This is a genomic window from Amycolatopsis sp. NPDC045836 (assembly GCF_056431745.1).
Genome location: NZ_JBWKKF010000046.1, coordinates 1 through 14,773, shown reverse-complemented (window position 1 = coordinate 14,773; position 14,773 = coordinate 1). Strand labels below are relative to the sequence as shown.

General features: G+C 73.7%; 1 protein-coding gene and 1 pseudogene. Both read right to left on the bottom strand.

Annotation, left to right across the window (positions count from 1 at the left end):
- On the bottom strand, window positions 1-8,114 hold an 8,114-nt coding region (locus tag AC07EG_RS39835), incomplete at its 3' end, for an SDR family NAD(P)-dependent oxidoreductase (protein WP_478258470.1).
- Between the two features lie 8 nt (window positions 8,115-8,122).
- A pseudogene (locus AC07EG_RS39830) lies at window positions 8,123-14,530 on the bottom strand (type I polyketide synthase); the annotation flags it as partial.
- Between the last annotated feature and the right edge of the window lie 243 nt (window positions 14,531-14,773).

The window sequence follows — 14,773 nt, the reverse complement described above, 5'->3', positions numbered from 1 at the left end:
ATCAGGCGAGCACGGGCCGCGACCAGCGTGCACGCGTCCTCCAGCGACAGCACCCCGGCCACGTGCGCCGCGGCGATCTCCCCGATCGAATGCCCCGCGAGGAACTTCGGCTTCACGCCCCACGACTCGACCAGCCGGAACAACGCCACCTCGATGGCGAACAACGCGGGCTGCGTGTAACCGGTCTCGTTCAGTACTTCGGTATCCGAACCCCACATCACCTCGCGCACGGCCGGGTCCAGCCCCGCCAGCACGGCGTCCAGCGCCTCGGCGAACACCGGGTACCGGGCGTGCAGTTCCCGGCCCATGCCGAGCCGCTGCGAACCCTGGCCGGAGAACAACACCGCCAGCGGTCGGTCGACCGCGGTGCCCCGCGCCACCTCGGTCACCCCGTCCGGAGTGGCCAGCAGCACCGCGCGGTGCTCGAACTCGGTACGGGTGGTGACCAGCGAGTAACCGGTGTCCAGCGCGGAGTTCGACACCAGGGACTCGCGGATGCGGGCCACCTGGCCGTCGACCGCCTCCGGGGTCCTGGCCGAGACCGGCAGCGGCACGATCTCCGGCTCGTCCCGTTCGGCGGGTGCCGCCTCGAACACCGGGGTGTGCTCGAGGATCACGTGTGCGTTGGTGCCGCTGAGGCTGAACGAGGACACCCCCGCCCGGCGGGCGCGGTTCACCTCCGGCCACGGCGTCGCCTCGGTGACCAGCTCGACCGACCCGGCCGTCCAGTCCACGTGGGACGTCGGCTCGGCCACGTGCAGCGTCTTCGGCACCACGCCGTGCCGCAGCGCCAGCACGGTTTTGATCACCCCGGCGACCCCGGCGGCGGCCTGCGTGTGCCCCAGGTTCGACTTCACCGAGCCCAGCAGCAGCGGCCGGTCCTGGCTGCGTTGCCCATAGGTGGCCAGCAGCGCCTGCGCCTCGATCGGGTCACCCAGCTTGGTGCCGGTGCCGTGGGCCTCGACGACGTCCACATCGGACGCCGTCAGCCCGGCCCCGGCCAGCGCGGCCCGGATGACCCGCCGCTGCGACGGCCCGTTCGGCGCGGTGAGCCCGTTCGACGCGCCGTCCTGGTTGACCGCGCTGCCCCGCAGGGTGGCGAGCACCTGGTGGCCGTGGCGTCGGGCCTCGGACAACCGCTCCAGCACCAGCACGCCGACGCCCTCGGACCAGCTGGTGCCGCCGGCGTCGTCGGAGAAGGCGCGGCAGCGGCCGTCCGGCGCGAGCCCGCCCTGCGCGGTGAACCCGGCGAAGCTCATCGGCGTGCTCATCACCGCGACCCCGCCGACCAGCGCCAGCGAGCTCTCCCCGGTGCGCAGCGACTGCGCGGCCAGGTGCAGTGCGGTCAGCGACGACGAGCAAGCGGTGTCGATGGTCAGCGACGGCCCGACGAACCCGAAGCTGTAGGAGACGCGGCCGGAGATGACCGCGGCGGCCAGGCCGGTGCTGGCGTGGCCTTCGAGGTCCTCGTTGGCCCGCAGCACCACGTTGGTGTAGTCCTGCCCGCCGGTGCCGATGAACACGCCGGTCTGCGAACCACGCAGGTCGGCGGCGTCGATCCCGGCGCGCTCGATGGCCTCCCAGGACACCTCCAGCACCAGCCGCTGCTGCGGGTCCATCGCCTTGGCCTCCCGCGGCGAGATGCCGAAGAAGCCGGTGTCGAACCCGGCCATGTCGGCCAGGAAGCCGCCTTTGGCCCCCTCGGTGCCGCCGGTCGGGTCGGACTCCCAGCCGCGGTCCGGCGGGAAGTCGGTGATCGCGTCACCGCCGTCGAGCAGGAACTGCCAGAGGTCCTCCGGCGAGTCGATGCCGCCGGGGAACCGGCAGCTCATGCCGACGATGACCACCGGGTCGTCGGCGGCACCCGCGGTCTGCGGGGCGATTTCGGTCAGTTCCGCGGCCTCGCCGAGCAGTTCGCCGAGCAGGAACTCGGCCAGCACGCGCGGGGTCGGGTAGTCGAAGACCAGGGTGGCTGGCAGCGTCATGCCGGTCGCCGAGCCGAGGCGGTTGCGCAGTTCGACGGCGGTCAGCGAGTCGAAGCCGAGCTGGCGGAACTCGCGGTCCACGCCGATCGCGTCCGGGGAGCTGTGCCCGAGCACGGCCGCCGCTTCGGTGCGCACGGTCCCGACGAGGTGCCGGAGCCGCTCGTCCTCCGGCAGGCCGAGCAGCTGCTGGGCCAGGCCCTCACCACCGCTGGTGCCACTGGCCGCGGTGCGGCGGCCGGTGCGCACCAGGCCACGCAGCAACGCGGGCACGTGCCCCTGTGCCGGGCCGCCCTGGCCCGCGCCACCGTTGAGCGCCACCAGCAGGGCTTCGTCGCAGCCGATCGCCGCGTCGAACAGGGCCAGCCCCTGCTCGATCGACAGCGGGTTGGCCGATTCGCTCATCCGCCGCAGGTCGGTCTCGCTGACCGTACCGGCCATGCCGATTTCCGAGGTCCACGCGCCCCAGGCCACCGAGGTCGCGGCGAGCCCTTCGCTGCGGCGGCGGTGGGCCAGCGCGTCCAGCCACACGTTCGCGGCCGAGTAGTTCGCCTGCCCGGCGCTGCCCATCACCCCGGAGATCGAGGAGTAGAGCACGAAACCGGCCAGCTCGCGGTCACGGGTCAGCTCGTGCAGGTGCCAGGCGGCGTCGACCTTGGGCCGCAGCACGGTGTCCAGCCGCTCGGGGGTCATCGAGCCGACGATGCCGTCGTCGAGCACCCCGGCGGTGTGCACCACGGCGGTCAGGTCCGGAACGGTGTCGAGCAGGGCCGCCAGTGCGTCCCGATCGGCGACGTCGCAGGCGGCCACGGTGACCTCGGCACCCGCTTCGGCCAGTTCGTCGCGGAGTTCGGCGGCACCGGGTGCCTCGAGACCGCGGCGGCTGACCAGCACCAGGTTCCGCATCCCGCGCCTGGTGACCAGGTGCCGCGCGAGCACCCCGCCGAGGCCGCCGGTGCCGCCGGTGATCAGCACCGTGCCCTCGGGGTCCCAGCCGGTCGGCACGGTCAGCACGATCTTGCCGATGTGCTGGGCGCGGCTCATGAACCGGAAGGCGTCGCGGGCCCGGCGCACGTCCCAGCTGACGATCGGCAGCGGCCGGATCGCCCCGGCGGCGAACAGCGCCTTCAGCTCGGTCAGCATGGCGGCGATCCGGTCCGGGTCCACCCAGCCGAGGTCGAACGCCTGGTAGCTGACCCCGGGCAGGCTGGCCGGGTCACGCAGGTCGGTCTTGCCCATCTCGAGGAACCGGCCACCGGGCCCGAGCAGGCGCAGCGAGGCGTCGATGAACTCCCCGGCCAGCGCGTTCAGCACCACGTCGACCCGCGGGAACTTCGCCTCGAAGTCGAGGGTGCGTGAAGAGGCGATGTGGTCGTCGTCCAGCCCGAGCGAGCGCAGCGTGTCCCACTTGCCCTCGCCGGCGGTCGCGTAGACCTCGGCGCCGAGGTGCTGGGCGAGCTGGATGGCGGCCATGCCGACACCACCGGCACCGGCGTGCACCAGCACCTTCTCCCCCGCACGCAGCCCGGCCAGGTCGGCCAGGGCGTAGTGGGCGGTGAGGAAGACCAGCGGGATCGAGGCACCGGTCTCGAAGGAGAACTCCGCGGGCAGCTCGGTCAGCAGGCGCTCGTCGACCACGCCCAGCGGGCCCATGCCGCCGAAGAGCATGCCCATCACCCGGTCACCGGGCCGCAGGCCGGTGACCTCCGGACCGGTTTCGACGACCACCCCCGCGGCCTCGGACCCGAACAGCCCGGCCTCACCGGGGTACATGCCCAGCGCGTTCAGCACGTCGCGGAAGTTCAGCCCGGCCGCGCGGACGGCGATCCGGACCTGGCGGCCGTCCACCGGGTCCAGCAGTTGCGGCACCGGGGCGAGGGTGAGCCCGTCGAGGCTGCCCTTGCGGCCGCTGTCCAGCCGCCACGGCACCCCCACCGGCGGCACCAGCGCGGTCCCGGCGGCCAGCCTCGCCAGCCGTCCGACGTGCAGTTCCCCGTCCCGCGCGGCGATCTGCGTTTCGCCGTTGGCCCGCAGCGCGGGCAGCGTGCCGAGGACGTCGGTGTCCGTGTCGTCGAGGTCGAGCAGCAGCAGGCGGCCGGGGTTCTCCGACTGGGCCGTGCGCACCAGGCCCCACACCGCGGCGGCGGGCAGGTCGTCGACGTTCTCGTCCCCGGCGGCGACCGCACCCCGGGTGACCACGACCAGGCAGGAGTCGCCGAAGCGCGGGTCGGCCAGCCAGTCCTGCACGGTGCCGAGCACCCGCGCGGTCAGCTCGTGCACGGCTTCGGCGCCGTCGGCCTCGCTCGCCACCGGCCACAGCACCATGCCCGGCACACCGCCGGTCAGCTCGGCCAGTTCGTCCAGCGAGGCCACCCGCGCGCCGCCGGTGGCGGCGACGGCCGCCCCCAGCGCGGCTTCCCCGGTGCCGAGCACCGCCCATGAAGTGTCCTCAGTGGACTTCGCGCCGGGCTGGGTGACCCAGTCCAGGCGGAACAGCGAGTCCTGCTCGCTCCGCGCCCGCGCGGTCGATTCGGCGGTGGCCGAGCGCAGGGCCAGCGACTCCACCGACAGCACCGGCTCACCCCGCACGTCGACGGCGGTCACCGAGATCGCGTCGTCGGCCGTGGCAGCCAGGCGAACCCGCAGCGTGGACGCCCCGGACGCGTGCTGCGAAACCCCGCTCCACGAGAACGGCAGCAGGCCGCTGCCCTCCCGGTCGGGGTGCACGAAGAGGCTGGCGTGCAGGGCGGAATCCAGCAGCGCCGGGTGCACGCCGAACTGCCCGGCGTCCGCCACCCCGTCCGGCAGCGCGACTTCGGCGAAGATCTCGGCGCTGTCCCCACCGCGCTGCCACACGTGCTTCACGCCCTGGAACACCGGCCCGTAGGTCAGGCCGGTCTCGGCGAAGCGTTCGTAGAACCCGCTCAGGTCCAGCGGTTCCGCCCCGGGCGGCGGCCATTCGGTGGCGGTGAAGGGGGTGACGGCGGCCCCGTCGCCGAGCGTGCCGCTGGCGTGCTGCACCCAGGAATCGGTACCGCCCTGCCGAGAGTGCACGCTGACCGGACGACGGCCGCCGGCGTCCGGCGCCCCGGCCCACACCTGCACGGTCACCGACGTCTTCTCGGCCAGCACCAGCGGCACCACCAGGGTCAGCTCGTGCACGCGGTCGCAGCCGACCTGGTCGGCGGCCCGCATGGCGAGTTCGAGGAAACCGGTGCCGGGGAACAGCACCGCCCCGCCGACGGCGTGGTCGGCCAGCCACGGGTGGCTCTCCAGCGACAACCGGCCGGTCATGATCAGCTCACCCGAACCGGCCACCGTGGTGGCCGCGCCGAGCAGCGGGTGCTCCGCGGCGGCCAGGCCCAGCCCGGAGATGTCGCCGGAGCGCACGGACACCGACGGCCAGTACTTCTCGTGCTGGAAGGCGTAGGTGGGCAGCGGGACCCGGCGGGCGCCGGTGCCGTCGAGCACCGCGGCCCAGTCCACCGCGACGCCGTTGACGTGCAGTTCGCCCAGCGCCCCGAGGATGGCGGCTTCCTCACCGCGGTCCCTGCGCAACGCCGGGGCGACCGGCAGGTCGGCGCTCTGCTGCGCCAGCCCGGACAGCGCGCCGTCCGGCCCGAGCTCCAGGAGCACACCGGCCCCGGCGGCGGCCAGCGCACGCACACCGTCGGCGAAGCGGACGGTCTCGCGCACGTGCCGCACCCAGTAACCGGCCGAGCGCAGTTCGGCCGCCGTGGCCAGTTCGCCGGTCAGGTTGGAGACCACCGGGATGGCGGGTTCGGCGTAGGCGATGCCCTCGGCGAACCGCCGGAACTCGGCCAGCATCGGGTCCATCAGCGGCGAGTGGAACGCGTGGGACACCTTCAGCCGCGTGGTCTTCTCGAAGTTCTCCGCGATCGCCAGCACCGCGGCCTCTTCACCGGCGATCACCACGGAACCGGGTGCGTTGACCGCGGCGATCGAAACACCCTCGGTCAGGGGGATCTCGTCCTCGGCAGCCTTGATCGCCACCATGGTTCCCCCGGCCGGGAGCGCCTGCATCAGGCGGGCCCGCGCGGCGACCAGCCCGGCGGCGTCCTCCAGCGAGAACACCCCCGCGACGTGCGCGGCGGCGATCTCGCCGATCGAATGCCCGGCGACGAAGTCCGGCGTCAGGCCCCAGGATTCGGCCAGCCGGAACAACGCCACCTCGATGGCGAACAACGCGGGCTGCGTCCAGCCGGTCTGGTTCAGCAGTTCGGGATCGGTGCCCCAGACGACCTCGCGCAGCGGGCCGTCGAGGTGCCGGTCCAGTTCGGCGAGCACCTCGTCGAAGGCACGCGCGAACACCGGGAAGCGGCCGTACAGCTCGCGGCCCATGCCGAGCCGCTGCGCGCCCTGCCCGGAGAACAGGATTCCGAGCTTGGCGCGGCCGTTGACCTCGCCGGTCACCACGCCCCGGGCGGTCCCGTTCTCCACCCACGCGGCCAGCGATTCGCACAGTTCCCCGCGGCTGCCGCCGACCACGGCGAGCCGGTGCTCGAAGCCGGTGCGCGTGGTGGCCAGCGACAACGCCAGGTCCACCGGCCGCTGGTCATCCACGAAGGACAGCAGCGCGGAGACCTGGTCCCGCAACGCGGCCGGGGTCCGCCCGGCCAGCACCCACGGCACCACGGCTGGCCCACCCGCCAGCCCACCGCCACCCCCAACGGAGCCGCTTTGCGGCGCTGTTTGTTCCGGTACCTCCGGCAGCACCTCGACGGTCATCGGCGGGGCCTGCTCGAGGATGGCGTGCGCGTTGGTCCCGCTGACGCCGAACGACGAAACCGCCGCCCGGTGCGCCCGCCCGGTCTCCGGCCACGGCGTGGCCTCGGTGAGCAGCCGCACCGAGCCGGTGCTCCAGTCCACGTGGGTGGACGGCTTGGCCACGTGCAGCGTCTTCGGCACCAGGTCGTGCCGCATGGCCATGACCATCTTGATCACCCCGGCCACCCCGGCGGCGGCCTGCGTGTGCCCCAGGTTCGACTTGACCGACCCCAGCAGCAGCGGGTGCTCGCGCCCCTGACCGTAGGTGGCCAGCAGGCTGCGCGCCTCGATCGGGTCCCCCAGCGGCGTCCCGGTGCCGTGCGCCTCCACCACGTCCACATCGGACGGTGCCAGCCCGCAGCGGTCCAGCGCCTGCCGGATCACCCGCTGCTGCGCCCGGCCGTTGGGCGCGGTGAAGCCGTTGGACTCGCCGTCGGAGTTGACCGCGGAACCCCGGACCACGGCGAGCACCTCGTGCCCGTGGCGCTGCGCGTCGGACAGCCGTTCCAGCAGCAGCAGGCCGACGCCCTCGGACCAGCCGGTGCCGTCGGCGTCGTCGGAGAACGCCTTGCACCGGCCGTCGCGCGCGAGCCCGCCCTGGCGGCTGAACTCCACCAGCGAACCGGGGGTGGCCATGACGTTCACCCCGCCGGCCAGCGCCAGCGAGCATTCGCCGTTGCGCAGCGCGTGCGTGGCCAGGTGCAGCGCGACCAGCGAGGACGAGCACGCGGTGTCGACGGTGACGGTCGGGCCTTCCAGGCCGAGTTCGTAGGAGACCCGGCCGGAGATGGCGCTGGCCGCGATGCCGGTGCCGATGTCACCGGTGGCGTCGGCCACCGAGCGGACCATCAGGTGCGAGTAGTCCTGCCCGTTGGTGCCGACGAAAACCCCGGTGCGGGTGCCCCGCAGCTTGGCGGGGTCGATCCCGGCGCGCTCGATGGCCTCCCAGCTGGTCTCCAGCAGCAGCCGCTGCTGGGGGTCCATGGTGACCGCCTCACGCGGGGAGATGCCGAAGAAGCCGGGGTCGAAGTCGGCCACGCCGGGCAGGAACCCGCCCTGCAGGCTCATGCTGGTGCCGCGGTCGTCGGTCTCCGCCGACGCCAGCGACTCGGTGTCCCAGCCACGCCCGGCCGGGAAGCCGGAGATGGCGTCCCCGCCCGAGGCGACCAGCTCCCACAACGCCTCGGGCGAGTCGACACCGCCGGGGAAGCGGCAGCTCATCGCCACGATCGCGATCGGCTCCGAAGCGGCGGCCAGCAGTTCGCGATTCTGCCGGCGCAGCCGCTCGGCGTCCTTCATCGCGACCCGGAGCGCTTCGACAACCTTCTCGTTGGGCGCGTTCATGCTCTGACTCACTTCCAGGAAAGGTCGGACTGGTCGTCATGGCCGTCCTGGCCGCTGAGCGCGGCCTCCACCAGGTCGTCCACCGTCATCGTGTCGATGGAGGCGTTTTCGCCGTGCACTTCCGGCTCACCGCCGGGGCGGGCCAGCCGCAGCAACTGGTCGAGCACCCCGTGTTCACGCAGCTTCGCCAGCGGCACCGACGCGAGCAGCTCACGCACTTCGGCCTCTTCGCTGTCCCCGCTCGTCCCATCGGGTACCAGCTGTTCGAGCAGGTGCTCGGCCAGCGCCTTCGGGTTCGGGTGGTCGAACACCAGCGTGGACGCCAGGCTCAGCCCGGTCGCCGCGTTGAGCTGGTTGCGCAGCTCCACCACGGCGAGCGAGTCGAAGCCCAGGTCGCGGAACGGCCGGTCCTCGCGCACCGCGTCGAGATCGGCCTGCCCGAGCACCTCGGCGGCCCGGGTGCGGACCAGCTCCAGCACCACCTCGTAGCGGCGGGCCGGGGGCAGCTTCCGCACCTGCTCGGCCAGTGCCGGTTCCGCGGGCGCGGCTTCGGCGGCGGCGGTGGGCGCCGGAGCCAGTTCCCGCATCAGCGGGCTGGGCCGGAAGCCCGGACCGAACCGGCTCTGGTCGACCGCGGCCACCACCGCGGTCGGCTCGCTCTCGGCCGCCAGCTGCCGCAGCACCCGGCAGGCCAGCTCGGGTGCCATCATCGCCACCCCGGCCCGGCGGGCGGTTTCCACGGCCTGGTCGCTGCCCGCCATGCCGCCGCCGTCCCAGGCGCCCCAGGCGATCGAGGTGGCCGCGTGCCCCTCGGCCCGGCGGCGCTCGGCCAGTGCGTCGAGCACCGCGTTGGCCGCGGCGTAGTTGGCCTGTCCGGGGTTGCCGATCGCCGAGGACGCCGAGGAGAACAACACGAACGCGGCCAGGTCGCGGTCCCGGGTCAGCTCGTCGAGCAGGACCGCCGAGTCCACCTTGGTGCGGAACACCTCCTGGAACCGGTCCGGGGTCAGCCGGTCGAGCACCCCGTCGTCGAGCACCCCGGCCGCGTGCACCACGCCGGTCAGGTCGTCGATCCCGCCGAGCAGGCCGGTCACGGCTTCGCGGTCGGCGACGTCGCAGGCGGCCACGGTCACCGCCGCGCCGAGCCCGGCCAGTTCGGCCCGCAGTTCCTCGGCCCCGGGTGCCGCCGGGCCGCGGCGGCTGACCAGCACCAGGTGCCGCGCCCCGGCGCCGGCGAGCGCGCGGGCCACGTGCCCGCCCAGCGCGCCGGTGCCACCGGTGATCAGCACGGTGCCGCTCGGGTCCCATTCGCGGGCCGGGTTCGGGGCGGGTGCGGGCAGCAGCCGCCGCCCGAAGACGCCGCTGGTGCGCACCGCCACCTGGTCCTCACCGTCCAGTCCGGAAAGGACGGAGGTGAGCCCGCGGACCACCCGGTCGTCGAGCCGCGCGGGCACGTCCAGCAGCCCGCCCCAGCGCTCCGGGTACTCCATCGCGGCGACCCGCCCGAGGCCCCACACCGCGGCCTGCGCCGGGTTCGGCACCGTCTCCGAGCGGTTCACCGAGACGGCCCCGCTGGTCAGGCACCACAGCGGTGCGGTGATGCCCGCGTCACCCAGCGCCTGGACCAGCGTCGCGGTCAGCAGCACACCCTCCGGCGCACCACCGCCGGTCGACCCGGCCAGTGCCAGCAGGGACAGCACGCCGGTGAACCGGGTACCGCCGTGGGCCTCGAGCGCTTCGGCGACCTGCTCGCGGTCCGGCGAGCCGATCTCGACCTCGGTGAACCGGGCGTCCACGGCGTCGAGAAAGGCACGGTGGGCGCCCTGGCCCGGCGGGGTCACCAGCAGCCAGTCGCCCGGCAGCTGGTCGGTCTTCTTGCCCCCCAGCGGCTTCCAGGTGATCCGGTGCCGCCAGCTGTCCACCACGGACTGGTCCTCGCGCTGCCGCCGCCAGCCGAGCAGCGCCGGGAGCACCTTCGACAGCGACTCGCCGTCCACGTCGAGCACCGACTCCAGCGAAGCGAAGTCACGCTGCGCCACGGCTTCCCAGAGGCCCTGGTCGGACACGCCGTCGGTCTCCGCCTTCGGGGCGGCGGGCAGCGCGTCCGGCCAGTACCGCTGCCGCTGGAAGGCGTAGGTCGGCAGGTCCACCTTCGCCGCCCCGATGCCGTCGAAGAACTCGCGCCAGCCGACGCGCACGCCCCGGGTGTGCACCCTGGCCAGTGCGGAGACCAGGCAGTTCTCCTCCCCGCGGTCCCTGCGCAGCAGCGGGACCACCAGCGCCTGCGGGGAGATCGACTCGCGGGCCACGGCCGAAAGCGCCGCGTCCGGGCCGAGTTCCACGTAGGTGGTCACCCCGCGGCTGTCCAGCGACCGCATCGCGTCGCCGAAGCGCACCGCCTCGCGGACGTGGCGCACCCAGTACCCGGGTGAGGTCACGTCGCCTTCGGTGGCGATCGGAATGCGTGGTGCCGAGTAGGTCAGGCCCTCGGCGACCGCGCGGAACTCGTCCAGCATCGGGTCCATGTGTGCCGAGTGGAAGGCGTGGGACACCTCGAGGCGCTTGGCCTTCCACGGCTCGGCCACCTTCTCCACCAGCTCCGCGTCCCCGGCGATGACCACCGAGTTCGGCCCGTTGACCGCGGCGATCGACACCCCGTCGACCAGGTACGGCCGCACGTCCTCCTCGCTCGCCCGCACCGCCGCCATCGCCCCGCCGGCGGGCAGCGCCTGCATCAGCCGGGCACGGGCGGAGACCAGGGCACAGGCGTCGTCGAGGGTGAGCACCCCGGCCACGTGGGCCGCGGACAGCTCGCCGATCGAATGCCCGGCCAGGAAGTCCGGCTTGATGCCCCACGACTCCAGCAGCCGGTACAGCGCCACTTCGACGGCGAACAGGGCCGGTTGCGCGTGCCCGGTCTGGTTCAGTTCCTCCTGGTCGTCGCCCCACATCACGTCGCGGACGTCGAGCCGGGTCAGCACCTCGTCCAGCGCGGCGGCGAACACCGGGAAGCGGTTGTACAGCTCCCGGCCCATGCCGATCCGCTGCGCGCCCTGCCCGGTGCACAGGAACGCGAGCTTGCCGGAGCGGGCCACCTCGTCGAGCACCACGTGCGGGGCGACCGTGTTCTCGGCCAGTGCCACCAGCCCGTCGACCAGTTCGCTCTGCTGCCCGGCGAGCACCACCGCGCGGTGCTCGAAGGCGGCCCGGGTGGTCGCCGCCGACAACGCGATCCCGGCCAGGTCGTCGTTCTCCCTGGCCAGTTCCAGCAGCCGGTTGGCCTGCGCCCGCAACGCCGCCGGGGTGCGGCCGGAGACCAGCACCGGCAGCACCTCGGGCTTGCGCTCGGGCGCGACCGCCTCCGTGGCGGGCACGGTCTCGGCCTGCTCCAGGATCAGGTGCGCGTTGGTGCCGCTGGCGCCGAACGAGGAGATCCCGGCCCGGCGCGGACGGCTCACCTCGGGCCACGGCGTGGTCTCGGTGAGCAGCCGGACCGCGCCCGCGCTCCAGTCGACCTGGGTGGTCGGCCGGTCCACGTGCAGCGTCCGCGGCAGCCGGCCGTTGCGCATGGCCAGCACCATCTTGATCACCCCGGCCACCCCGGCCGCCGACTGCGTGTGCCCGATGTTCGACTTGATCGTGCCCAGCAGCAGCGGCTGCTCGCGATCGCGGCCGTAGGTGGCCAGCAGCGCCTGCGCCTCGATCGGGTCGCCCAGCTTGGTACCGGTGCCGTGCGCCTCCACGGCGTCCACATCGGACGGTTCCAGCCCGGCGCCGGCCAGCGCCGCCCGGATGACCCGCTGCTGCGCGGGCCCGCTCGGCGCGGTGAGGCCGTTGGACGCGCCGTCGGAGTTGATCGCCGACCCGCGGACCACCGCGAGCACCTCGTGCCCGTTGCGGCGGGCGTCGGACAACCGCTCGACCACCAGCACGCCCACGCCTTCGGACCAGCCGGTGCCGTCGGCGGTGTCGGCGAACGCCTTGCAGCGGCCGTCCTCGGACAGCGCGCCCTGGGCGCTGAACTCGACGAAGCCGACCGGCGTCGACATCACCGTGACCCCACCGGCCAGCGCGATCGAGCATTCGCCGTTGCGCAGTGCCTGGGCCGCCAGGTGCAGCGACACCAGCGAAGACGAGCACGCGGTGTCGACCGAGACCGTCGGGCCCTGGAAGCCGAAGGTGTAGGCCAGCCGCCCGGAGAGCAGGCTCGCCGACTGCGCGGTCTGCCACTCGTGCCCGGCGGTCTCGGCGGGCAGCCGGTATTCGCCGCTGCCACCGCCGATGAACACCCCGGCGTCGGTGCCGCGCAGGGTGCCGGGATCGATCCCGGCGCGTTCCATCGCCTCCCACGCCGACTCCAGCAGCACCCGCTGCTGCGGGTCCATCACCAGCGCCTCACGCGGTGAGATGGCGAAGAAGTCGGGATCGAAGTCGGCCACGTCGTAGAGGAAGCCGCCCCGGCGGGTGATGCTCTGCTTGGCCCCGAACAGCTTCTCGAAGTCCCAGCCGCGGTCGGCGGGCATCTCGCCGACCGCGTCCACGCCTCCGGTGACCAGCTCCCACAGCTCCTCCGGCGACCGGACCCCGCCGGGGAACCGGCAGGCCATGCCGACGATCGCGATCGGCTCGTCCACCGCACCGCCCACCTGGACGGCCGGGGCCGGTTCGGGCTCGGCACCCAGCAGTTCGTCACGCAGGTGGGCAGCCAGTTCCACCGGGGTCGGGTGGTCGAAGACCAGGGTGGCGGGCAGGTTCAGGCCGGTTTCGGTGTTGAGCTGGTTGCGCAGGTCGACCGCGGTGAGCGAGTCGAAGCCCAGGTCGCGGAACGGCGAACCGTCCTCGATCGCGTCGGTGGTCGAATGCCCGAGCACCACCGCGATCTTCTCCCGGACCACGGCCAGCAGCGCGTCCCCGCGGTCCTCCTCCGGCAGCGCCAGCAACCGCTGCCGCAACCCGGACGAGTCCGCTTCGGACTCGTCCGCTGGAGCCGCCTCCGGCAGGTCGGCCAGCAGCGCGCCGGGCAGCGAAGGTGCGAAGGTCTCCCACCGCACGTCCGCCACGGTCACCGCGGTGTCCCCGGCGGCCACCGCCCGGCCGAGCGCGGCGAACGCCAGTTCGGCGTCCATGCCCGGCAACCCGCTCAACCGCAGGTGCCGCGCCAGCTGGCTTTCCGGTGTCTCCGCGAACGGCCCCCAGGCCAGGTGCAACCCGGTCGCACCCCGGGCCCGGCGGGCCCGGACGACCGCCTCGCCGCAGGCGTCCACCGCGGCCTGCGGGCCGCGGCCACGCACCCCCCAGACCCCGGCGATCGAGCCGAGCACGACAAAGGCGTCCAGCGGCCGGTCACCGAGCAGTTCGTCCAGGTGCCGCACGCTTTCCAGGTCCTCGGCCCCGGCGTGCACCACGGCGGTGAACTCGTGTTCGGCCAGCAACGCGGCCAGGTCGCCGGTGCCGGTCACCACGGTGGCACCACCCCGGGCCAGCCAGGCCCGGAGTTCCTCGTTGCCGCCGATCAGCAGCACCGTGCCGGCCGGGGTCCAGGTCCCGGCCCCGGACGGCACGGCCGCCCGGACCAGCCGCCTGCCGAAGACGCCGTGCTCCCGGACGGCGACCTGGTCCTCGGACCCGGCCAGCACCCCGGCGAACCCGTGCGGGGTGGGCACCGTCAAATCGATCAGCCCGCCCCAGCGGTCCGGCTGCTCCAGCGCGGAAACCCGGCCCTGGCCCCAGATCGCGGCCTGGCCGAAGTTTTCCGCGACCTCGTCACCGACGGTGACGGCACCGCGGGTCACGCACCACAGCGGCGCGGTGATGCCCGCTTCGCCGAGCACCTGCAGTTGTTCGGCGGGCCAGGCGTGCTGGGGAACCTCGGTGCCACCGGTCGCCAGCAGCGAGACCACGCCGTCGAAGGTGTCGTCGCCGACCTCCACCAGCAGCCCGGCGAGTTCGGCCCGGTCGCGCACGTCCAGGCACACCGTGTTCTCGCCCAGGGCGTCCACCACGGCCGAGGTCCACTCGTCCTCGGCGGTTTCCGCCGGGAGCAGCACCAGCCAGCGGCCGGACAGCGCCCCTTCGGCGGTGATCGGCGTCCACACCGTCTCGTAGCGCCAGCCGTCCACGACGGACTGTTCACGACGGCGGCGGCGCCAGGACGACAGCGCCGGGACCACCGCGGTCACCGTCTCGTCGTCGAGTTCCAGCGTGGCCGCCACCGAATCGACGTCCGCGCGGTCCACCGCGGCCCAGAACTCCGCGTCCGCCGGATCGGCCGCCGCTTCCGGCGGGCCCATCGCGATGGTGCCCTCCGGCCAGTACCGCTCGCGCTGGAAGGCGTAGGTCGGCAGGTCGACGCGGGACGCACCGGTGCCGGTGAAGTAGTTCGCCCAGTCGATCGCCACGCCGTGGACGTGCAGCGTGCCCAGTGCGGCGGTGACGGCCAGTTCCTCGTCGCGGTCCTTGCGCAGCAGCGGAACCGACAGCACGTCGGAGCTGGACTCGGCGGCCATGGCCGAGAGCACCCCGTCGGGGCCCAGCTCGACCATCGTGGTGACCCCGGCTTCGGCGAGCGTGGCCACGTGGTCGGCGAACCGGACGGTGTCACGCACGTGCCGCACCCAGTAGTCCACCGCAGTCACATCACCGCTGGTGACCACCGGGAT